Below are 20,655 nucleotides of genomic sequence, written 5' to 3'. Positions count from 1 at the left end.
CCATGATAGAGATCAAGAAAACCCCGCTGGACCTGATCGACGACATATACAGCCTTGCCTACTGGATGACCGGCAGTGAGAAAGCATCGAACGAGCTGGTAAGCAACACGTGTCTGAATGCCGATCTTCAGGCACCTGAAACCGAAGTGCTCAAGACCTTCCGCGATTGTTATATCGATGCGTATGGGCAAAGTGCCGATCTCGACATACGCGAAACCACCGGGAACAATGGCGGCATGATCGACTCACTGAAGCAGTGGGCTGCAGACATCAAACTTTCGGTGCTCCTGTCTGAGCTGACCGGCATGAGACACTCGCAGATTTCGGATATCATCGGCAAGCCGGTAGAAACGGTCAGGTTCTGGCTCTTCTGGGGCCGTAAGTTCTTCGCTCACGACAATCTCATGAGAGTATCTGCCTGAAATTCTCCTCAAACTCCTCGGTAAAGGGCCGGCTCGTTTACGGGCTGGCCTTTTGCTTTTCCGGCGAGACGGGCGTATATTTTTTTGCCTGTCAACCATTTGACTTTTTTGCATGATTATCATAACCGGCGGCGCCGGCTTCATCGGAAGCGCCATGCTCTGGGAGCTCAACCGCAACGGCACCAATGAGGTACTCATCGTCGATGACCTCGGAAGAGCGTCCGAGGGGAGATGGCTCAACCTCAGGGGTCTCCGCTACACCGATTTCATCCACAAGGACGACCTGTCCGACCTGCTCGAACACGACCGCCTCCCCAAAATCGACGCCGTGATTCACATGGGAGCCATCAGCTCCACCACCGAACAGGACGCCAACCTTCTGCTTCGCAACAACTACGAATACTCGAAGATGCTCGCTTCATGGTGCGCCAGAAAGGATGCGCGTTTCATCTACGCCTCCAGCGCGGCAACCTTCGGTGATGGCTCCGAAGGATACAGTGACGGCATCGAGGCGCTCGACCGGCTCAGGCCACTCAACATGTACGGCTACTCGAAGCATCTGTTCGACTGCTGGGCACTGCGCAACGGCATCCTTGAAAAAGCGGCGGGGCTCAAGTTCTTTAACGTCTACGGTCCCAACGAATATCACAAAGAGGACATGACCAGCGTCGTCTTCAAGGCGTTCCACCAGATCGGCGACAATGGCAAGGTAAGGCTCTTCAGATCGCACAATCCCCAGTACGCCGATGGTGAGCAGATGCGGGACTTCGTCTATGTGAAGGATTGCACGCGAATCATGCTATGGCTGCTCGAAACGCCCTCGGCAACGGGACTGTTCAACATCGGCACCGGACAGGCGCGCAGCTTCAGGGATCTGGTCACGGCGACTTTTACGGCAATGGAGCGCCCCGTCAGCATCGAGTTTATCGATATGCCCGAAACGATTCGGGACAAATACCAGTATTATACCTGTGCGGACTCCGCCCATCTCAGGCAAGCTGGCTACACCGGCCAGATGACGCCGCTCGAAGAGGGAGTGCGAGATTATGTGCAGAACTATCTGAGCAAGCCCGCGCCGCATCTGGATACATCGACTCTTGGACGGCAATAACAAAACGGGAAAAAACTTTTGACTGAAAAAACGATCGAATTCGAAGGGATCGAACCCGTCATCGTTTTCGGGCCATACGACAGCTATCTGAAAAAAGTTCGTGAAGCTTTCCCCGATATTCGCATCAACGCGCGAGGTGCGAAAATCACCATCGGCGGTGACGAACCCGATCTGACCGCCATTGAAAAGATTTTCAGGGAGATCATCTTTCTGGCCGACCAGCACGGCGAAGTACTGGAAAACGATGTCAACGCCCTCGTCAGTCTGGCGCTCTCACCGGTCTCCCGACCATCGGCAGCCCTTTCCGGAGACAAGGACGTGATCGTCGAAACAAAGGATTACGTCGTCAAGGCCAAAACCGACGGGCAGCGCCGGATGGTCGCCGAAGCCGCCGGAAACGATATCGTCTTCGCCATCGGCCCGGCAGGTACAGGAAAGACTTACACGGCTGTCGCCATCGCGGTGTCTGCGTGGAAAGCGAAAAAAATCAAACGCATCGTGCTTGCCCGCCCAGCGGTTGAGGCTGGCGAGAGCCTCGGATTCCTGCCCGGCGACCTTGCCCAGAAGATCGATCCGTACCTGAGACCACTCTACGACGCGCTTCAGGACATGCTGACCGCCGAAAAGCTCAAGTTCCTCACCGAGCGCCGGGTCATCGAAATCGTGCCGCTTGCCTACATGCGCGGACGCACACTGAACAACTCGTTCATCATCCTCGACGAGGCCCAGAACGCGTCGAGCAAACAGATGATGATGTGCCTGACAAGGCTTGGGGTCAACTCGAAAGCGATCATCACCGGCGACGTCACCCAGGTTGACCTGCCGAAAGAGATGGAGTCGGGACTGATGAACGCCCAGAAAATCCTCAAGGGAATCAAAGGCATCAGCTTCGTGTTCCTCGACAAGTCGGACGTAGTACGCCATCGCCTCGTCAAGGACATCATCAACGCCTACGAACATCACGAAAAGGGGCTGCGGCACGTCGCCCCGAAAGAGACGGAACTTTGACTGTCACGCTCAGGTTCTAACAGAGGCAGAGTAAATTCTCCTTCTGGAGTGATCTGTTCACAAAGGACAGATAAAAACAATCAACTCTGATTTCATTACGAATAGCTCATCCACTAAAACCCGAAATACCATGGCACACCGTATTACCGATGAATGCACCTACTGTGGAGCCTGCGAGCCGGAATGTCCGGTCAGCGCGATCTCCGCAGGCGACTCTATTTACGTGATCGACGAGAATGTATGCGTGGATTGTATCGGCTATCACGACGAGCCTGCCTGTGTAGCCGTCTGTCCGGTGGACTGCATTTTCAAGGTATAACCACCACCTCTTCAGACCCGCCGTTCAGAGCAAAAACCATTTTGCACGGCGGGCCTGATCGGCCTGATCTTCAACCTCTTTTTCGCCAGCTCTTTCGCCTGCCTCTTTATTCAAATAATCATCATTTTTTGTTTTCGGGCCTGTAAAAAAGCTTATATTAGGCGAATTGATCGAAATTGTTCTTTTCTTCTCATAACTATCAAAGCACGTCGTCAATATGGCACTGTATATCACCGAAGAATGCACCTACTGCGGTGCTTGCGAACCCGAATGCCCGACCAACGCTATCTCCGCTGGCAGCGAGATCTACGTTATCGATGCCGCATCCTGCAACGAGTGCGCCGGTTTTGCTGACGCTCCTGCTTGCGTTGCTGTCTGCCCGGCAGAGTGCATCGTTCAGGGCTGATTCACCCCCCTCTGTTTTCCAGATAAAAAAAGAGGCTTTTTCAACGGCCTCTTTTTTTATTGGCTGTAAAAGCAATCTAAGAAGAGACAAAAACGCTTTTTCATGCAACCGGGACAACAGCTTCTCGCCGTTTCCTGCACGTCATAACTCAGCACTCGTAATCCACCAATCGCCTTTCGCGCGTTGCACCGCCGATGAAGAGTTTGAGGGCTTCGTGTTCGGGATGACTCTGGTAGGTTTCAAGCGCTGTCTTGTTGACGAATTCCGAATAGAGAACCACATCTGCAGAGCTGTCGGTACGGCTGAAGTCGAGTCCCACTTCTATCGAAAGCAGTCCGGGAATTCTGTCGGATAACGCTTCGAGCTTTTCCTTGATGAGACAGGCATTGACTTCAGCGCTATTGCCATGCGCCTCGTCGCAGAGACGCCACATCACGATATGCTTAACCATGACTCGATATTTGACTGGAAGTTGACATAAACTGCGGTCGAAAACTGAATCAGCTTGCTGATTCGGGCGTTTTGCCGACGATACGAAGCGCTTCGGCCTCGCCACCGACGACCAGCTCAAAAGCCTGAATGAAGTCTTCCAGCACCCGTTTCGGGGGTCCTGACTCCGGATCGACACACACCCAGAGGGTTTCAGCTCTGGCGAAAGCACGCGATTCTCCCTCTCTGGTCAACAAATAGCGGCGCACCGACTGACAATCCCTGACCCACTCGATCCAGGTGTGCAGATCAAGCCGGTCACCGGCATATGCGGGCATCAGATAATCAATGGAATGGCGGCGAACGACCCATATGGCACGGCTTTTCCGGTAACGGTCGAGCGTCCAGCCTTCGGAAGCGGTATGAGCGGTGGCGACATCCTGCATCCACCGGAGATATTCGATATTGCTGACATGCCCGTACCCGTCGATCGACGATCCGGGAACTTCAAAGGTATGGGTAAACACACTTCTCAAATGCAGCTCCCCTCACCCATTCGGAGAACGATCGGCTTTCTCCGACAGAGAAAGCCCTTCTTTCCCGCTGCGGCTTTTTGCCGATTTTGCATCGGCAGTCGAACGCCTGGCAGCGCCCTTTCGAGCCATCTTGATCGCATGACGCTCCTTGTTGGCCGACTTGAGAGCCACTTTGCGAGACTCACTCTTCTTCGCAGATTTCAGCGCGACTCTATTCTTGAGATTGCGCTCTTTCGCCTTTGCGAGCTGTTGCTTCCTGGCCGAAGCTTTCTTGCTCGCCTTGAGCGCTATCCTGTCAGCACGACTTGACTTGCCGCGCGATTTGATGGCCGCACAAGCTTTCCGCTTTTCCAGGCGGGCTTTTACCGAAGAGGCCGCGCCTGACGGACGAATATCCATGCTCATTCCGCGAATCTCCGTTACTGCGGATTGGTCACGGCGGCTCTCGACCTTGAGCCTCAGCGCCTCAAGCGCCCTGGCGCGCCTGGCGATCACGTTTGAATGAGAATCCTCCGGAGCGGCAACAGCAACCTTCCGGGGAGATTTCACAGCAGTTTCCGCAACCTGAACCGGGCCTGCATCAATCCCGAAGCCCTGATCGAACATGGTAGACGCCAGTGACCAGCGATCCGTCCGGGCGCCCAGCATGATAATGAGCATATCCTTACCATCCCTCAACGCCCTTGCAATAAGGCAGGGGCCTGCCATTGAGGTATAACCGGTCTTGATACCAACAGAATACGGATAACGTTCAAGGAGCTTGTTGTGAGTATGAAGACTGTAAATCTTACCAGTGGAAAGCTCATTGAAAGTAACCCTGTCCAGTTTTGCAATCGCATTGAACTCTGGATACCTGACCGCGCGTTCCGTCAGAATCATAAGATCCCTCGCCGTCGTACGGTTACCGGCATAAATACCCCGGTCATAACCGGCAGGATTGGTAAAAAAAGTATGGTTCATCCCGAGCGCGCGAGCACGGGCGTTCATCGTCGCCACAAACGCATCGAGACTACCGCCGAGGTGAATGGCAATAGCAAAAGCGGCATCGTTGCTCGAGTTGACCATGGCGGCTTTCACCAAATCTCGCAGCCGGATCTGCTCTCCCGGCTGAAAACCTGCCTTGGTCGGCTCAACCTGCGTCGCCTCAAGAGGAATCGTCACCACATCATTCATACGGCCACTTTCGATGGCCAACAGACAGGTCATGATTTTGGTCAGGCTCGCGGGCGAACGCGGTGTATCGACCTCTTTCGATTTCAGGAATTCCGAACTGCCAGTCTCCTTTACGATATAGGCCGCAACCGCCTCCTCACCCTTTGGAGCCGGTACCCTTTTAGCCGAAACCGGCAGCGGAATCAGCGTGAGAACAAAAAAGGCAAGGAATACGAAAAGCACTTTTCTTTTGGCGGGAAAACGACCATGCGGCCTGCCCATTGCGCCGCCTGCGCCCCGCTTCCGGGGATCATAGGAATTCAGGATATGTGCTGACATCGGCTGTACGTTCTTGTGTTGGCAGTCACACCAACCCTTGCGGGCTGGCACATTACATATAGGCACTAACTCATTGGTATAGAAAGGATACAAAGAGAACACGACAATTCACGAGAAAAAAAGACATCAAAAGGCATTAAATAACACATCAAAGAACTGCCCAACGCTTTTCATGACTTCTCGCCACCGGTCATGATTGAGACTTCAGCGCCGCTTTGCAAGCCATGCATTTGCTCGAAAGCCGATAGCATCGACTGGTAATGACGGACATCAAGTAACACCACTGCGCTTTTGCCGTGCTGGGTAAGAACCAGCGGACGCCCGGTTTTCCTGACCTGCGTAATCAGCTCCGCCGTATTGGCCCTGAACTCCGAAAGTGGTCTGATATCGCTAACAAGATCAATCTTGCTCATGCACACTTTTTCCCGACGAATCATTGATAGGATAGTAGTATCAAATAGCTAACTTTTTATTGTACGTTTTTTGTACAGAAAAACAAAAGGAAAACACGCCGATAATCACCGATAACAGAAGGTTATTTAGCGCTCGGTTATGGCCAGTTTTATGGCAAGTCCGGTAAAAATCATGGCAGCGGCGCGGTTGACCAGTCTGAGTGCGGCAGGTGAACGGCGGAAACGCTCTCCGAGCCCACCGGCAACCATACTCAATCCGGCGAAAACGATCAGGGTGACAAGAATGAAGAGGGCACCCAGTTCGATGAACTGCGTGGTCATCGAACCGTGGCGGGGATCGGCAAACTGGGGAAGAAAGGCGAGGAAAAAGAGCGAAACCTTCGGGTTGGTGAGATTCATCACAATCCCCCGCCGATAAAGTTCGATTCCGCTGAGGGCAGGCGTCTTCGACTCGCCGACCTCACCGCCTGCCCGCCATGCCTGCCAGGCGAGCCAGAGCAGATAGAGCGCCCCTGCGATCTTCAGCACCGTAAAGGCAAGCACCGACGCCTTGACGATAGCCGCAAGTCCGAACGCCACAGCGAGGGTGTGGCCGACCAGACCCGTGCAAAGCCCAAAGGTCACGGCAAAACCGGCAGGCCGGCCATGCTGTGCGGATTGCGCAAGCACGAACAGGTTGTCCGGCCCCGGCGAAAGCGCCAGCAGCAGGGCCGCCGGGAAAAAGAGAAGCAGCGTCTGAAGATCAATTATCGCGATACGTTTGCGTTCCTTTTAACTCTAGCAGTCAAAGTATTTTTTGGAGATAGACGACATCGAACTTTCGACCATTTCTCGATCCAATACCGACAAGCCGTCCCTGTTCGACAAATCCTCGGGCGCGGTGGAAGCGCAGACTCTCTTCGTTGAGCGAGGAGACCGTCGCCACGATGGTCTCAATGCCCAGCTCCGCCGCTCCGGATTCAAGCACTTGCAGAATGGCTGAGCCAATCCCCCGGCCCGTGTTTCCTTTCGAGAGAAAACAGGTCAGCTCGGCAGCGCGGTCAAACGCCGGAATCAGGCTGTAAGGGCGCAACAGGCCGAAGCCCGCCATCGAGCCATCGGAATCACGCGCCACGAATGCGGGATAGCCGGGGCTGAAACTCATGAGCGACCCGAAGCGCTCGACGCTGACCGGCGTTTCGGTGTAGGTCGCGAAACTGTGCTCGACGTAGTGATTGAAAATCGCGGCCATCTCCGCCATGTCGTCCGCACAGAGCGGCAGCAATTCAACCGGCATCAGCGGAACCGCTCGGAACGCTGTCCGGCGGCAAGCTTGCCCCCATGATGGCCGAGAAGCACAACCGTGGGCAACATGACAAGCAGAGTAGCCACATACAACCAGAAAAGCAGGCCGCCCTCATGCATCACGTCGGGAACCGCAAGACGAATCGCAGCGGCAAGAATGCCCGCCACCAGAAGCAGAATCGAGAGTCTGATCTTGGTCTGAAATACCGGAGCCTTTGCTCCCTTGTATTTGGCTTTCCAGTCCCGGATACCGGAATAGAACGAAAACGGCACGGCGAGGAGGGAAACAAGGAGCAGATGGACAACCGTATGTTCGAAAAACGGATTGCCGGTCGGAAAAAACAGCACAAGATAGAGCACGGCGACAGGAATCACTCCGTTACTGAAGTGGGCTGCAACAGGATGGAGCATGAAGCTCTGTTTTATCTCTTTGATAAACTTGAAAAACGGCATGGGCATAAAGGGTTCGCGGATTTTTCTGAAACTTTCTGCTAAAATGTACGCCCCACTCTTCTGCCATGCAAGCGATCCCGAAAATGACGAGGATGCTCACGGCGCTAAATGCAAAGAGATCAGCCGTTTTGCCGCATGAAGTTTTATTCCTTGGATTTACATGTTATTTTCAGGCTTTGAGTTTTGACCAACCGAATACCTCACGGGTGAGCAACAATTCTCCGGACAACATCTCTTTCGATACAACCCAGGAATCCGCGTCCTCCGGAATGAGCAGGCGCAAGCCCTTCGTTCAGGGCCGCCGCGCGCCCGAGCCGCTTTCCAGCATCGCCCTCTTCGTGCGGTTCCTCAAGCCGGTCACCTGGATTCCGGTCGTCTGGAGCTTCATCTGCGGCGCAATCGCCAGCGGTGCTTTCGGCTGGCAGCAGCTCGGCGAAATCAAATTCTGGCTCGCCGTGCTGCTCACCGGCCCCCTGGCCACCGGCACCTGCCAGATGCTCAACGACTACTTCGACCGCGACCTTGACGAAATCAACGAGCCAAACCGCCCGATTCCCGGCGGCGCGATTTCGCTCCGGAGCGCCACGCTGCTCATCGCGCTCTGGTCGATGCTCTCGGTCGTCGTCGGCTGGCTGGTGCATCCGCTCATCGCACTCTACGTCGTCGTCGGCATCATCAACGCGCATCTGTACAGCGCCAACCCGATCAAGCTCAAAAAGCGGCTCTGGGCAGGCAACATCATCGTCGCGGTTTCGTACCTCGTCATCCCTTGGGTGGCGGGCGAAATCGCCTACCGTCCAGACTTCTCGCTGCACGCCATCACGCCGTCGCTCATCGTGGCCACGCTCTACACCATCGCCAGCACCGGCACCATGACCATCAACGACTTTAAGTCCATCGAGGGCGACCGGCAAGTCGGCATCCACACCCTTCCGGCAGTCTTCGGCGAACGCAAGGCGGCACTGATCGCGGCGATGCTGATCGACCTCGGCCAGCTCATGGCGGCGGGCTACATGTTCATGATCGGCGAAGCGACCTACGGATGGGTAACGGCGGCGCTCGTCGTACCGCAGTTTTTCCTGCAATTCAGCCTCGTGCGCTCGCCGCGAACGATGGACGTGCGCTACAACGCCATCGCCCAGAACTTCCTCGTTGCGGGCATGATGGTGTGCGCCTTCGCCATCAAATCGGTCAACCCGTGATTTACAGCGATCACACCAACCGCCCCCGCTCGCGCGAAATCTTCGTACAGCTCGTCGGAGAACCTTGAAAATCGCCCATGCAGACGCCACACTTCGACATCCGCCCCGCCATCTCGGTCATCCTGCCAACCTTCGACCGCGCCCCGCTGCTTGCCGAGGCCATCGGGAGCGTCGTTGCGCAAAGCTTCACGGAGTGGGAGCTGATCGTCGTGGACGACGGCAGTTCGGATGAAACCTTCGAGATCGTGAACGGATACCTCAACCAGCACGCCAACATCCGCTACATGAAGCACCGGAACCGCAAGGCTGCCCTGTCGCGGAATGCCGGAATTCAGGCCGCTTTCGGTCGCTACGCCACTTTTCTCGACAGCGACGACCTCTACCTGCCGGAGCACCTCGAATCGCGGTTCCACCTGCTCGAATCGATGCCTGAGACCAGCCTGCTTTCGGGCGGATTTGTCTGCGAGGGCGACCCGTGGGTGCGGGATCGCAACAATCCGGAAAAACTGATTCACGTCAGGGAGTGCATCGCCGGAGCGACGATGTTCGGGCGGCGCGAGCTGTTCCTCGACATCGGCGGATTCCGGGCGCTCGACTACGCCGAGGACACCGACCTCTGGGAACGCGCCTCGGAACAACACCGCGTCCTGAAAATCGACCAGCCGGAGAGCTACATCTACCGCCGCTCACCCGGCAGCATCACCAGAACCTACAAACCAGCCAAGCCATGATCCGCTCAGTCACCGTCTATTGCAGCTCCAGCAACCGCGCGCCGGACGCCTATTTCAACGAAGCGGAAACGCTGGGCCGGGGACTGGCCGAACGCAAAATCGGCATGGTCTTTGGTGGAGGACACGTGGGGCTGATGGGATGCGCTGCCGACGCCGTCATGAACTGCGGCGGTCAGGTCAGGGGCGTCATTCCGCGCTTTCTCGAAGAGCGCGAGGTCGCCCACTACGGGCTGACCGAGCTTCGCGTCGTCGAAACGATGCACGAGCGCAAGATGCTGCTGACCGGCTGGGCTGACGCCTTCGTGATCCTTCCGGGCGGCTTCGGTACCCTCGACGAGTTCCTCGAAATCCTCACCTGGAAGCACCTCGGCCACCACCAGAAACCGATCATTCTTCTGAACGTTGACGGCTTCTGGGATCAGCTCCTGCACTTCTTCGAGCGCATCGCCGCCGAAAAGATGGTCGGAGAGAGCTACCGCTCGTTCTACGACATCTGCAACTCCGCCGAAGAGGTGCTCGCGCTGATCGACAAGCAGAACCTCTGCGTCTGATCGCGATTCGACGCGAGAAAAGAGAAAAGAGTCTGACTCGATTTTGCTTCGAGACAGACTCTTTGGCATGAATGCAGGTCTTAAAAGAGATTCACAACAGCATTTTGATCTTGCGCATTCTTGTCATTCTGAACGAAGTGAAGAATCCAGCTTTTTTTTCAAATAGCTCGATAATTGACTGATTTAATATATTTTACCTGGCTTTTCCGGATTCTTCGCCCGACTTCGTCGGACTCAGAATGACACGAAAAAAGCGTACCTCTCTTTCCTTTCGAGACAACAATCCCCTATTACCTACCCCGGCGGAACGTTGTCGATGTAACCGCCGCCCGGCATTGGTATCAGGTTCAGATTGCAGCAGGGGTTTGACGTGTTGAGCCAGGTGATGAACTCACTGCCGATCCAGTCGTTGAAGCCGCCCTCGAAGCCGCCGCCATTGGGATAGAGATCGATGAACTTCCCGAGCATCTCCGTCGTGAAGGTCGTTTCTGCGCCCATCGGTTTGCAGATAATTGGTTATGGGCAAAACCTGCCTGAACGGATCGTTTCCGTAATCGCAGGCGTTACCCGAATAGACAGATCAAGAAACGGCGAACAGCTACAATGGTTTACATCATGGCAACTTCACTGATTTTCATCTACAGCACCAACAGCGGAGCGGTCGGCACTCTGCTCGATACCGGGCACAAAACCCTCAGTCCGTCAACCTACAAATGCAGCCTCTGCGAGTTGACCCAGGACACGCTCGGCGAAAAGGAGCGCTGGAGGGAGTTCCGCACAAGCATCGGCCTGCCGATGGAGTTTTTTCACCGGGATGAGTTCGAGAAAAGGTACGATCTCAGATTTGACTACCCTGTCATCCTCCGCAAAAGCGACAACATCGAGGTACTGCTGAGCAAAGAGCGGATCGACGCCATTACCGATCTCGACGATCTGATCGAAACCGTCAGAGAAGAGGTTGCCAAAACCTCCTGATTACGGAATGAGCACCGCCGCGCCGCTTGCCTTTCCGTGACGCAGGTCGAGCAGGACGCGGTTGGCCTCTTCGAGCGGATAGCTCCGCACCTCGGGTTTCAATCCCATTCGGGCGGCGATGTCGATGAAGGCGGACACGTCGGCGCGCGTGATGTTGGCCACGCTTTTGATCTCCTTTTCCATCCAGAGATGCTGTTCGTAGGAAATATCCGCAAGCAGTTCGCTGTCGCGTGACTCCTTGCGGATCGCGTTGATCACGAGCCGTCCGCCGGGCCGGAGCCGTTCAAGCGCGGAGAGCACCGGCAACCATGCGGGGGTTGTATCGATAATGGAATCGCAGAGCGATGGCGGTTCGGCGGTGGTTTCACCGACCCACTCTGCTCCGAGCGATCGGGCGAATTCGCGATCCTTTTCGCTTCGGGCGAAGACGAAAATCGGGGAGTCGGGATAGAGATAACGCGCAAGTTTGAGCACCTGATAGCCCGATGCGCCGAACCCGGTCAGGCCGAGAGCCTGACCATTTTTCAGATTGGCAAGCATCAGCGAACGGTAGCCGATTGCGCCGCCGCACAGAAGCGGCGCGGCTTCGGCGTCGGTGAAGCAATCGGGAATGGAGTAGGTAAACGCCGCCGGAGCCACCATGTACTCCGCATAGCCGCCATCAGCGTCGCGGCCAGTCGCACGGAACTCTGTGCAGAGATTTTCGTGACCGGAGAGGCAGAGGTCGCACCGGCCGCATGAAGAGTAAATCCACGCCACGCCGCGGCGGCTGCCAGTCTCGATGCCCGCGACGCCATCGCCGCAGGCAAAAACCCGTCCGACGACCTGATGACCCGGAATCACCGGAAACTGCGGCGGCGGCGTGCGCCCCTCGATTTCGTCAAGCTCCGTGTGGCAGACGCCACACGCGCCGACCCGCAACAGAATCTCCTCCGGCCCCGGCTCGGGAATGGGTAACTTCCGTAGAACCAGCGGTTGCAGCTCAAGTGAGAGATCAACAACCCGCTCCAGCACCATTGCTTTCATCATGGCATCTCCTTTTCCAAAACTTCACAAAAGCCACGCAAAAAAGCAAAGGGCAGGCACAAAGGCCCGCCCTATTCAATCTTCAATTTTTAATTCATCATCTCTTCAATGGCATCCATGACCCTGACAGGCTTGCTGGGCTTCGAGTTTTTTGAGGATGCCGCTGCCGAACTGTTCGATCACATCGACCAACGTCCGGGCTGATCCGACCATGTAAATCTCGATGCCGAGGCTCTGCATCTTCGCTGCCGCCCTCGCGCCGATCCCCTTGACCACGATGGCGTTGGCACCAATATCCGCGAAGCTGTCGGCCGGGGTGCACTGACCGTGGTCGTGATGCGCGTTCTGATTGTCGATGATTTGAACCTCACCCGCAGCCATATCGACAGTCGCGAAAAATGGCGCGCTACCGAAATGATCGCACACTTGCGAACCCGGGCCGCTGTACTCGTCGAGTGGAATGATGATCTTCATGCCTCACCTCCCTTTTCGCAATTGCATCTCATCCGTCCCTGACCGTTGCCATGGCAGCGCCCTTCGCCATTGCCAGTGCGCTGCTCAAGCCCGGTGCGGAATCCCCGGCACCTTCCTCCGCCGCGCCGTCCGCCGCCAAAGCCGCCGCCGGGCGACATACGGTGAATGTTTTGACTCGAACAGGTCGGGCACTCCACCGGTCGCGCAACGCCGTGGGGCAGCGACCACTGGTAACCGCAGGCGGCACATCCAAAAATTCTTTCCTCTTGTGAAATCATGATATTTCCTCCTTTAACGTTTAACGTTCTTCCCTGCACGAGCATCTCGCCCAGTTTTTTCCTCGCCGAAGCCAGGATATTGCCAAAGGTCTGGCGCGAAACCTGCATCTGTCGGGCAGCCTCTTCCTGATACAACCCCTCCACGTCGGCCAGCCGGATCGCCTCGAACTCGTCGAAGCTCATCACCAGCGAATCCGCGCCGTGCTTGCCAGAACAATACGGCCCAAATGAACGGTACTCGGGATCCTGGGCGATAGCCCTGCATTTCATCGGTCTCGGCATGGTTGTTTTGCAATCAAGATTATTAGCATATGCTAAAAACATAACATAAAAAAAGCGGGATGTCAAGCATCCCGCTCTCAGAAAAAGGTTCAAGGCAAACTTAAAACCGCTTCTGATAAATGTGACAGTAGGGCTTATGGCCTGTCTTTTCGTAATAATCCTGATGGTACAGCTCCGCCTGCCAGAACTCACCGCCCTTCTCTACACTGGTTACCACATCGTACCCTCGTTTTTTAAGCTGCTCGATCAGCGCCTCGGCTATTTTTTTCTGCTGCTCGTTCTGGTAGAACACTGCCGAACGATACTGCTCGCCGACATCGGGGCCTTGCCGGTCAACCTGCGTAGGATCGTGAATCTCGAAAAAGAGCTTCGCAAGCTCCTCATAGGTGACCACAGACGGATCGAACTCCACCTCGATCGCCTCGGCATGACCGGTGCGGCCTGTGCATACCTGCTCGTAGGTGGGATGAGCGGTTTTGCCCCCAGTGTAGCCTACCGTGGTCGAGAGCACTCCCTTCGTCTTCTTGAAGTGGTACTCGACGCCCCAGAAACATCCACCTGCAAATACCGCCTTTTCAGTCGTCGTGGCGGGTTTGTCGGCAGGTTCGAAGGAGAGCGACACCGAGTTGACGCAATAGCGGGCGTTTTTCGAGGTGAAGCCTTCATTGTAGAAAACATGCCCCAAGTGGCCGCCGCAGTTTGCGCAGAGAATCTCGATCCGCATTCCGTCCCGGTCGCTCTCCTGCCTGACCGCGCCCGGAATGGCATCGTCGAAACTCGGCCAGCCGGTGCCCGAATCGAACTTGGCATCCGACCGGAAAAGCGCCGCGCCGCACTGTTTGCAATGGTACACCCCTTTTTCCTTGTTCAGGTAGTACTTGCCACTGAATGGCCTTTCGGTCCCCTTGTCGATGATAACCCGCTTCTCTTCAGGGGTAAGCTCCTTGTAAGTCATTGAACCCTCCTTCTTGACAGCCGTTTCCGCCTTAGACGCAGCCGTCTCCACCGGCCTGGCCCCACAGCTCGCCAGCAAGAAAACCAGAATGATGGAAACGATTCTGAACGACATGATTTTTAAAATCGCTGTGAACAGAGTGGACGACGCGGACGAGTCACCACGCCACTATTCTCATTCATACTTCATAACTCTCCTAAACCTCGCCGCGCTGCATATTGTTTCCGGCTTGTGAACGCTCAGGAAAAGAACATGCGTTGTACAAACAACGGACACAATCAAACCTGACGTTCATGGAAAAGCAGCCAAACAAGCTCATCAACGAGAAAAGTCCCTACCTCCTTCAGCACGCGTGGAATCCCGTTGACTGGCATCCTTGGAGCGAAGAGGCGTTCAAGAAATCGAGAGAATCCGGACGGCCGATTTTCCTCTCCTCGGGCTACTCCACCTGCCACTGGTGCCACGTCATGGAGCATGAATCGTTTGAAAACGAGGAGACGGCAGCGTTGCTCAACCGCCATTTCGTGCCGGTGAAGCTCGACCGCGAGGAGCACCCCGACGTCGATCATCTCTACATGCTCTTCGTGCAGGCGACAACCGGAAGGGGCGGCTGGCCGATGTCGGTATGGATGACCCCCGACCTCAAGCCCTTTTTCGGCGGCAGCTATTTCCCCGACACGGATCGCTGGGGAATGCCATCGTTTCGTTCAGTGCTCGAACATCTCGCAAACCTTTGGGAGCACGACCGTCAGAGGCTGCTGGCTTCGGCAGGATCGATCATGGATCAGCTCATCGACCTCACCCGCCCGCAGGCGGCGACGGACGAGGTGACGGACAAACATGCGAGCGCCTGCCTCGCAGCGCTTGAGCGCGGCTTCGACGCCGAATGGGGGGGGCTTCGGCGGTGAGCCGAAGTTCCCGCGACCGGCGGTACTCTCCTTTCTCTTCAGCCACGCCGCCGCGACCGCCACCCCCCACGCACTCGACATGGCGCTCCTGACGCTGCGCAAAATGGCGGAGGGTGGCATCCACGACCATCTCGGCGTTTCGGGACTCGGCGACGGCGGATTCGCCCGCTACTCGACCGACCGCTTCTGGCACGTGCCCCATTTCGAGAAGATGCTCTACGACAACGCCCAGCTCGCCGCCTCGTACCTCGAAGCGTACCAGGCCAGCGGCAAGAAGCTGTTTGCCGACACCGCCCGCGACATCTTCAACTATGTGCTCTGCGACATGACCTCGCCCGAAGGGGCGTTCTGGTCGGCGGAGGATGCCGACAGCCCCGACCCCGGCGGCAGCGGCCAAAAGCGCGAAGGCGCATTCTACCTCTGGACTGAACAGGAGATCACCGGACTGCTCGACCCCGAAGAGGCGACGCTTTTCATCTCGGCCTTCGGAATCCGGAGTGAAGGCAACGCGCCGTTCGATCCGCATGGCGAATTCACCGGCAAAAACATTCTCATCCGGACAGCATCGGACGACGAGCTGGCCCGGCGTTTTGGACTCACGACAGACATTGTCACCCGGCAACTCGACAGCGCACGCAAGAAGCTGTTTGAGGAGAGATTACACCGCCCAAGGCCGGGCCTCGACGACAAGATTCTGACCGCATGGAACGGCCTCATGATCTCCGCCCTGGCCAAAGGCTCACTCATTCTCGGCGAGAAAAAGCTGCTCGAAGCTGCCGAACGGGCTGCACGTTTCATTCTCGAAACGCTGTACGACGACGAATCCGCCAAACTGCTCCGCAGGTACCGTGACGGCGAAGCGGCAATCGAGGGCAAGGCAAGCGACTACGCATGCCTGATTCAGGGGCTGCTCGACCTCTACTCAGCGTCGTTCGAGGCCGATTGGTTGCGCGCAGCCATGCGACTGGCCGAAGCCCAGATCGAGCGCTTCTTTGACCAGGAAGCGGGCGTTTTTTATAGCACGGCGATTGACGATAAGAGCGTGCCGTTGCGCATGATCGAGGACAACGACAACGCTGAGCCGTCGGCCAATTCGGTCAGCGCACTCAACTATCTGAGGCTTGCCGCCATCACCGGGCGTGACGAGCTGCGCATCATCGCTCTGCGCACCATTCGCCACTTCAGCAGCACGCTCGACGACAACCCGTCAGCGCTTCCGCTGCTGCTTGTCGCCAGGCAAGTCGCGACAGCGCCGCCCGTACAGATCATCTTCGCGGGCAAACGCGGCGATCCGGCATTGACGAAGCTGCTTTCGACGGCGTTCCGCCAAAACCGGCCGGAGCTGACCTTGATCTATGCTGATGAAACATGTGAAGAGTTGCTGCCTGAAGCGGCAGCAATCGGGAGAATGCACAATGGGGAACCGGCGGCATATCTCTGTGCCGGCGGAGGCTGCCAGCCCGCCATCCGTGATCCTGAATCACTCGATGCCGCGCTTGGCAGCCTCAAATAGAATCGCCTGCGCTGAAAATCAGAGGAAAGGCGAATCGTCTTCCTGTTGCGGTTTGGATTGACCGAACCCGCCGGAGATCATTTCGCCGACCTTCATCGCGGCGGTTCCGGCGGCAAAGATGCCGAGACCGACAACGGCGATACCGGCAATTCCCTGCAAAATCGGCAGACCGGCCGGTGACAACAACGCTCCGGCCCCCGCGACGGTCGCAGCGGTCTTCAGCACATTCCCCTGAATTGGTTCCTGTTCCATATTTGAGTGGTTTGGTTTTGACGTTGGAAGTGAAATATCTTTTCACGCATTCCTGAAGCTATCTTCACCGGCCCGGATCAGCAAAAAACAGACCGGGTCACCTTAAAAATCACACAAGCCATTGCAAAAGTGGTCGCCAAATCCTACATTACCTCCTCATTTTTGAGGACAATTAGCTCAGTTGGTTAGAGCGTTCGCTTCACACGCGAAAGGTCGTAGGTTCGAATCCTACATTGTCCACAAATCCTTCCCTGCCTTTTTCGCCCGATCTCAACGCTCAGCACCTCCTCGACTCGTCAACGTTTGCGTCAGACGCTACAGATTTTTTCAAATATAACGAAAATTCCCCCCTCCAAAGGAAAATCGCATTCTCTGGTTCAGATACCGTGTTGGATAGACATCTTCCAAACTCTTCAGCTCAAAGATGGGACAGCAAACGCCTTGTGACTTTACGACAAAAAACGAGAATCGAAGTAATAAACGTGAAGCCAATGCAACTGGCCGCAGAATACTGACAGACAGCTTCTCCCGCAATGCGCTTGAGCTTTTCCGGCAATCACCAGAAGAGTTCGACGTGGTGGTTACGGATTTGACTATGCCAGAAATGACCGGAATCAAACTGGCATCTGAAATTTACTCCATTAGACCCGATTTGCCGGTTATTCTGATGACCGGTTACGAGAAGGATATGAATAGCTCGAAAGATATGGAAAAGTGTAACATCGTTCGTCTGCTGAAAAAGCCGATCAGATTTGACACCATGGTTACGGCCATCAATAAGGCTATTGTCGGCGGCAAAAAATCATAAAATCGATCCGGCACGCAACTGGAGTTGTTGCCGGATCAACAACTATTTATCAGCTTGCTTAAACCCATGGCAAAAATCGCCATTGTATCAAGCTTTAATAACGGATCCTCGCCGCAAGCTTCGGGGAATTAGACCCTTAGAGATTAAAATACGTTTCAAACGCATAACGAAAATAAAACTTTTTTATTGTTTTGTTTTATGAGTTTTCTTTGTATTAGATGACTGCTCTGCTTTTCTAGGTTGCTCTGACTGAGAAGGTTGCTCCTGCAAAGTATCCTTTGTCGCGATTGGCAGTAACTTTACAGATACAGGATTCGGCCTTAATGTTTTATTTGATCCATTTCCTCCATCAATAGCTGCTCCGATCAAGCCACCGAAAATAATATTACCTGCCATTGCTGTTCCACCACCATCCCCTACTTCAGAGGTAACATTTGCCTCTACAGGCTCATAACCATTTTTCTTTATTTTAACAACCAGATTTTCTTTGCGCTTTACATTGAAACTGGCCGGAGTTCTACCTCTCAATCCATTCGAAAGTTCAACGTCAGCTCCTGGAGGATCAGATTCAACGACAAGAGCTTGTGTCGTTCCTCTGGTAATTGTTCCACATCCTGTAAAAGCAAAGGATAAGAAAATAGCGAAACCAGTGATGGCAAGGGTTTTGAATTTCATTTTTTTCCTGTTTTCTGGTTGATAAAAGGTACTACACAAAATATTACTTATGAAAATTTACGACTGAATAGTAACACAATGCTTCCAAGCATTCACAACAGATCATGTCCCTATCCCTCACTTCTCGAAAATCCAGTAAATCTGCTTCTTGTCCCCGTGAATATATTCTATGGGAGCGAGAGAAAAACGGGATTTGGCGTTTAGCCCTTCTTTCATGATTGAATAGATGTCCGAAAGCACTAGCCGTGAATTTGCGAAGTAGCTGTGACCCAGAGGAACCATATCGATATTGGTGACATCGACCGTATCGATGCCCGGAACGGCACGGGTATCGGGAAATAATTAGTGAGGTACTCCCCAGTTATAGGACAGCTATCGAGAGAAAATAAGTTTGTTCATGCGGCTTTCGGAATCAGTCGTTTATTGGCAGAATAGACTTTTGCCGGAACCTGACCATCAAGCGCTTTGTGGCGACGAACCGTGTTGTAGTCGTTGAACCAATGCTTCAGGCCTTTGTAGAGTTCGAGACCATCGGCTGGTGGGTTCAGGTAAATGTACTCATACTTGACGCTCCGCCATAACCGTTCGATGAAGACGTTGTCAATTGCTCGGCCTTTGCCATCCATGGAGAGTGCAGACTTGGACTCTGTGATGACGGCTTCGGCAAAGACCTCGCTGGTGAACTGGCTGCCCTGATCGGTGTTGAGAATCTTGGGTGCCCCGTGCAACCGCACGGCTTCAAGCAAGACCTCGGCACACCATTTGGCATCCATGGTATTCGACACCGACCAGTTCAGCACATAGCGGCTTTTCAGGTCGATGATGGCCATCAGGTACATGAATCCATGGGCCATCGGCACATAGGTGATATCAGTTGCCCAAACATGGTCGCTGTGCTTGATCGCAAGTCCCCGGAGCAGATACGGATAGACCTTATGGCCCGGCGCCGGTTTCGAGGTGTTCGGCTTGGGGCCGATGGCTTCCAGACCCATAAGGCGATAGAGCCGCCGTACCCGTTTGAGGTTGATCTTGTAGCCTTTGTCCATACTCAGCCATTGCCACATACGGTAAACGCCGTAGTATGGCCTCAGCAGGTACTGCTCATCAATCAGCCGCATGAGCTCACGATTCAGCTTCGAGGTCTTTATCGGCTGATAATACAGGCCTGATCGGTGGATCGAAAGCAGGTCGCACTGGCGTTGCATGCTGATACCGCTATGTTCTTTCTCAACCATGGAGCGTCGTTCCGAGAGCGATTTTACGACTGCAATTTTTTTTTGAGCCAGTCGACCTCAACCTTCAATTGGCCGATGGTTTTGTAGAGTTCTTCGCTCTCCTGCTGATAATCCTGCTCGGTTTTCCTAGCCTTTTCACCTTTCGAAAAGACATCGGAGGCCTTGTCGAGGAACTCCCGTTTCCATTGAGTGATCTGGTTCGGATGAAGCTCATGCTTCTGGGCGAGTTCTGCCATGGGAAGCCGTTCACTGAGGGCTTCCAGGACGACCTTTGTTTTGAATTCAGGCGTAAACTTGCGGCGTGTTTGTTTCATAGTGACTGCTGGGTTTTTGTTGATCCAATTTAACCAGCCGTCCTATTTTTGGGGAGTATCTCATTAGCACGTTATTACTCAATCGATCATACATCGCAATTGATGCCGTTGTAGTGGATTGGGCTAATCCCATATTATTATGCTTTATCTGCTAACCCAGGCTGAAGTTCGGGGCAATTGTAAAGCGTTATAATGGCCGGAGCTACAAGATATAATCTCCTGCTTCACGGCTCTTGAGCAGGGCAAAACGATAAGATGGCGCGGTCCAATGCAAGTAAGTAGAGGGGATTACCACACTGGAGCGTTATGGTGTATCGAATTGTCCGGCGTGTATGGCACGGTGCGTCCCCGGAATCGAGCCTCAGAAAATATCAGACTGCTTAAAAGCCCTCCGGCTCTGGATCCTGCTGGCGGTCGCTGGGTTTGCTCATCTCCTGCTGCAAAATGTCTCCGGCGCTCTTGACATCGTTGATCACGCCGTTGATCATATTCAGACCTACGGTTCCAACAAGCAGCCCGGCGGCGCCGTGCACAAGGAGCGGCATTCCGAATGGTGAGAACAAAAACGCCGTTCCGACGGTCTTAACAGTTTCTCGTATCATTT

The 20,655-nt window shown here is 54.7% G+C and carries 31 protein-coding genes and 1 tRNA gene; 14 read left to right on the top strand and 18 right to left on the bottom strand.

Going from position 1 to position 20,655, the window contains the following annotated elements; translation table 11 throughout:
- Positions 1 to 2: 2 nt before the first annotated feature.
- From NY406_RS03640 to NY406_RS03625, 4 genes are all read left to right on the top strand, one after another.
- The gene (locus NY406_RS03640) at positions 3 to 422 is read left to right on the top strand and encodes an RNA polymerase subunit sigma-24 (RefSeq protein ID WP_260633383.1); all 420 of its coding nucleotides are present in this window, start codon (positions 3 to 5) and stop codon (positions 420 to 422) included.
- Between the two features lie 112 nt (positions 423 to 534).
- Positions 535 to 1,533 carry an ADP-glyceromanno-heptose 6-epimerase gene (gene rfaD / locus NY406_RS03635; protein ID WP_260633382.1) on the top strand — a complete coding sequence of 333 codons (999 nt, stop codon included), beginning with the start codon at positions 535 to 537 and terminating at the stop codon, positions 1,531 to 1,533.
- An 18-nt stretch (positions 1,534 to 1,551) separates the two neighbouring features.
- Positions 1,552 to 2,541 (top strand): PhoH family protein, encoded by a 990-nt coding sequence (locus NY406_RS03630; protein ID WP_260633381.1) that lies wholly within the window; start codon positions 1,552 to 1,554, stop codon positions 2,539 to 2,541.
- A gap of 130 nt (positions 2,542 to 2,671) precedes the next feature.
- Positions 2,672 to 2,860 carry a 4Fe-4S binding protein gene (locus NY406_RS03625; protein WP_260633380.1) on the top strand — a complete coding sequence of 63 codons (189 nt, stop codon included), beginning with the start codon at positions 2,672 to 2,674 and terminating at the stop codon, positions 2,858 to 2,860.
- Positions 2,861 to 2,884: 24 nt separating this feature from the next.
- Here NY406_RS03625 and NY406_RS03620 read toward each other — a convergent pair whose 3' ends face one another.
- Positions 2,885 to 3,076 (bottom strand): hypothetical protein, encoded by a 192-nt coding sequence (locus tag NY406_RS03620; RefSeq protein WP_260633379.1) that lies wholly within the window; start codon positions 3,074 to 3,076, stop codon positions 2,885 to 2,887.
- A 1-nt stretch (position 3,077) separates the two neighbouring features.
- Here NY406_RS03620 and NY406_RS03615 point away from each other — a divergent pair, with 1 nt between their 5' ends.
- The gene (locus NY406_RS03615; protein WP_129052019.1) at positions 3,078 to 3,266 is read left to right on the top strand and encodes a 4Fe-4S binding protein; all 189 of its coding nucleotides are present in this window, start codon (positions 3,078 to 3,080) and stop codon (positions 3,264 to 3,266) included.
- A 148-nt stretch (positions 3,267 to 3,414) separates the two neighbouring features.
- On the opposite strand, the gene NY406_RS03610 is transcribed toward NY406_RS03615, so the two are convergent.
- The 7 genes from NY406_RS03610 to NY406_RS03580 form a co-directional block, all read right to left on the bottom strand.
- A complete protein-coding gene (locus tag NY406_RS03610) occupies positions 3,415 to 3,717 on the bottom strand; it encodes a Dabb family protein (protein ID WP_260633378.1) in 303 nt (100 codons plus the stop codon).
- A 49-nt stretch (positions 3,718 to 3,766) separates the two neighbouring features.
- A complete protein-coding gene (locus tag NY406_RS03605) occupies positions 3,767 to 4,222 on the bottom strand; it encodes an acyl-CoA thioesterase (RefSeq protein ID WP_260633377.1) in 456 nt (151 codons plus the stop codon).
- Between the two features lie 21 nt (positions 4,223 to 4,243).
- Positions 4,244 to 5,824 (bottom strand): D-alanyl-D-alanine carboxypeptidase family protein, encoded by a 1,581-nt coding sequence (locus tag NY406_RS03600; RefSeq protein WP_260633376.1) that lies wholly within the window; start codon positions 5,822 to 5,824, stop codon positions 4,244 to 4,246.
- Between the two features lie 68 nt (positions 5,825 to 5,892).
- Complete coding sequence (locus NY406_RS03595) at positions 5,893 to 6,135, bottom strand: type II toxin-antitoxin system Phd/YefM family antitoxin (protein WP_260633375.1); 243 nt, start codon at positions 6,133 to 6,135, stop codon at positions 5,893 to 5,895.
- A gap of 126 nt (positions 6,136 to 6,261) precedes the next feature.
- Positions 6,262 to 6,885, bottom strand: coding sequence for a LysE family translocator (locus NY406_RS03590; protein WP_411267098.1), 624 nt, complete (start codon positions 6,883 to 6,885; stop codon positions 6,262 to 6,264).
- Between the two features lie 34 nt (positions 6,886 to 6,919).
- Complete coding sequence (locus NY406_RS03585) at positions 6,920 to 7,411, bottom strand: GNAT family N-acetyltransferase (RefSeq protein WP_260633374.1); 492 nt, start codon at positions 7,409 to 7,411, stop codon at positions 6,920 to 6,922.
- Positions 7,411 to 7,872, bottom strand: a complete 462-nt coding sequence (locus NY406_RS03580) for a hypothetical protein (RefSeq protein WP_260633736.1) — start codon at positions 7,870 to 7,872, stop codon at positions 7,411 to 7,413. Before NY406_RS03580 ends, NY406_RS03585 begins: the two co-directional genes overlap by 1 nt.
- On the opposite strand from NY406_RS03580, the gene NY406_RS03575 reads away from it, so the two are divergent.
- The 4 genes from NY406_RS03575 (at position 7,829) to NY406_RS03560 (ending at position 10,356) form a co-directional block, all read left to right on the top strand.
- Complete coding sequence (locus tag NY406_RS03575) at positions 7,829 to 8,011, top strand: hypothetical protein (RefSeq protein ID WP_260633812.1); 183 nt, start codon at positions 7,829 to 7,831, stop codon at positions 8,009 to 8,011. The genes NY406_RS03580 and NY406_RS03575 overlap by 44 nt on opposite strands.
- A 130-nt stretch (positions 8,012 to 8,141) precedes the next feature.
- On the top strand, positions 8,142 to 9,074 hold the full coding sequence (gene chlG / locus NY406_RS03570; protein WP_260633373.1) for a chlorophyll synthase ChlG: 933 nt from the start codon (positions 8,142 to 8,144) through the stop codon (positions 9,072 to 9,074).
- Positions 9,075 to 9,151: 77 nt separating this feature from the next.
- The gene (locus NY406_RS03565) at positions 9,152 to 9,805 is read left to right on the top strand and encodes a glycosyltransferase family 2 protein (RefSeq protein WP_260633372.1); all 654 of its coding nucleotides are present in this window, start codon (positions 9,152 to 9,154) and stop codon (positions 9,803 to 9,805) included.
- Positions 9,802 to 10,356: a TIGR00730 family Rossman fold protein gene (locus NY406_RS03560; RefSeq protein WP_260633371.1), complete on the top strand. Its 555-nt coding sequence runs from the start codon at positions 9,802 to 9,804 to the stop codon at positions 10,354 to 10,356. The genes NY406_RS03565 and NY406_RS03560 overlap by 4 nt, the downstream gene beginning before the upstream one ends.
- Positions 10,357 to 10,650: 294 nt before the next feature.
- Here the strand turns inward: NY406_RS03560 and NY406_RS03555 are convergent, their stop codons facing one another.
- Entirely contained in the window at positions 10,651 to 10,854 is a 204-nt protein-coding gene (locus tag NY406_RS03555) for a hypothetical protein (protein WP_260633370.1), read from the bottom strand.
- A 117-nt stretch (positions 10,855 to 10,971) separates the two neighbouring features.
- Here NY406_RS03555 and NY406_RS03550 point away from each other — a divergent pair, with 117 nt between their 5' ends.
- Entirely contained in the window at positions 10,972 to 11,331 is a 360-nt protein-coding gene (locus NY406_RS03550; protein ID WP_260633369.1) for a GTPase, read from the top strand.
- On the opposite strand, the gene NY406_RS03545 is transcribed toward NY406_RS03550, so the two are convergent.
- The 4 genes from NY406_RS03545 to NY406_RS03530 all read right to left on the bottom strand — a co-directional run bounded on the left by NY406_RS03545 (position 11,332) and on the right by NY406_RS03530 (position 14,346).
- Complete coding sequence (locus NY406_RS03545; protein WP_411267097.1) at positions 11,332 to 12,357, bottom strand: zinc-dependent alcohol dehydrogenase family protein; 1,026 nt, start codon at positions 12,355 to 12,357, stop codon at positions 11,332 to 11,334.
- A gap of 105 nt (positions 12,358 to 12,462) precedes the next feature.
- Positions 12,463 to 12,831 (bottom strand): NifB/NifX family molybdenum-iron cluster-binding protein, encoded by a 369-nt coding sequence (locus tag NY406_RS03540; RefSeq protein ID WP_260633367.1) that lies wholly within the window; start codon positions 12,829 to 12,831, stop codon positions 12,463 to 12,465.
- Complete coding sequence (locus NY406_RS03535) at positions 12,828 to 13,391, bottom strand: DUF134 domain-containing protein (protein ID WP_260633366.1); 564 nt, start codon at positions 13,389 to 13,391, stop codon at positions 12,828 to 12,830. The genes NY406_RS03540 and NY406_RS03535 overlap by 4 nt, the downstream gene beginning before the upstream one ends.
- Before the next feature lie 100 nt (positions 13,392 to 13,491).
- On the bottom strand, positions 13,492 to 14,346 hold the full coding sequence (locus NY406_RS03530; protein ID WP_260633735.1) for a bifunctional methionine sulfoxide reductase B/A protein: 855 nt from the start codon (positions 14,344 to 14,346) through the stop codon (positions 13,492 to 13,494).
- A 293-nt stretch (positions 14,347 to 14,639) separates the two neighbouring features.
- Here NY406_RS03530 and NY406_RS03525 point away from each other — a divergent pair, with 293 nt between their 5' ends.
- Together NY406_RS03525 and NY406_RS03520 are read left to right on the top strand one after the other, a co-directional pair.
- Positions 14,640 to 15,254: a thioredoxin domain-containing protein gene (locus tag NY406_RS03525; protein WP_260633365.1), complete on the top strand. Its 615-nt coding sequence runs from the start codon at positions 14,640 to 14,642 to the stop codon at positions 15,252 to 15,254.
- Positions 15,187 to 16,767 (top strand): thioredoxin domain-containing protein, encoded by a 1,581-nt coding sequence (locus NY406_RS03520; RefSeq protein WP_260633364.1) that lies wholly within the window; start codon positions 15,187 to 15,189, stop codon positions 16,765 to 16,767. Before NY406_RS03525 ends, NY406_RS03520 begins: the two co-directional genes overlap by 68 nt.
- Positions 16,768 to 16,785: 18 nt before the next feature.
- On the opposite strand, the gene NY406_RS03515 is transcribed toward NY406_RS03520, so the two are convergent.
- Positions 16,786 to 17,019, bottom strand: coding sequence for a hypothetical protein (locus NY406_RS03515; protein WP_260633363.1), 234 nt, complete (start codon positions 17,017 to 17,019; stop codon positions 16,786 to 16,788).
- A 166-nt stretch (positions 17,020 to 17,185) separates the two neighbouring features.
- On the opposite strand from NY406_RS03515, the gene NY406_RS03510 reads away from it, so the two are divergent.
- Positions 17,186 to 17,259: transfer RNA gene (locus NY406_RS03510), tRNA-Val, on the top strand.
- Positions 17,260 to 17,443: 184 nt separating this feature from the next.
- Complete coding sequence (locus NY406_RS03505) at positions 17,444 to 17,827, top strand: response regulator (RefSeq protein ID WP_260633362.1); 384 nt, start codon at positions 17,444 to 17,446, stop codon at positions 17,825 to 17,827.
- A gap of 183 nt (positions 17,828 to 18,010) precedes the next feature.
- Here NY406_RS03505 and NY406_RS03500 read toward each other — a convergent pair whose 3' ends face one another.
- The 4 genes from NY406_RS03500 to NY406_RS03485 all read right to left on the bottom strand — a co-directional run bounded on the left by NY406_RS03500 (position 18,011) and on the right by NY406_RS03485 (position 20,653).
- The gene (locus NY406_RS03500; RefSeq protein WP_260633361.1) at positions 18,011 to 18,502 is read right to left on the bottom strand and encodes a PEGA domain-containing protein; all 492 of its coding nucleotides are present in this window, start codon (positions 18,500 to 18,502) and stop codon (positions 18,011 to 18,013) included.
- A gap of 395 nt (positions 18,503 to 18,897) precedes the next feature.
- Positions 18,898 to 19,737 carry an IS3 family transposase gene (locus NY406_RS03495; RefSeq protein ID WP_260533150.1) on the bottom strand — a complete coding sequence of 280 codons (840 nt, stop codon included), beginning with the start codon at positions 19,735 to 19,737 and terminating at the stop codon, positions 18,898 to 18,900.
- Between the two features lie 23 nt (positions 19,738 to 19,760).
- Entirely contained in the window at positions 19,761 to 20,051 is a 291-nt protein-coding gene (locus tag NY406_RS03490; protein ID WP_260533189.1) for a transposase, read from the bottom strand.
- Between the two features lie 380 nt (positions 20,052 to 20,431).
- On the bottom strand, positions 20,432 to 20,653 hold the full coding sequence (locus NY406_RS03485) for a hypothetical protein (RefSeq protein ID WP_260633360.1): 222 nt from the start codon (positions 20,651 to 20,653) through the stop codon (positions 20,432 to 20,434).
- Positions 20,654 to 20,655 lie beyond the last annotated feature (2 nt).

The sequence above is a fragment of the Chlorobaculum sp. MV4-Y genome (assembly GCF_025244685.1).
Taxonomy (GTDB): Bacteria; Bacteroidota; Chlorobiia; order Chlorobiales; family Chlorobiaceae; genus Chlorobaculum.
This window is presented reverse-complemented; position numbering and strand designations above follow the sequence as displayed.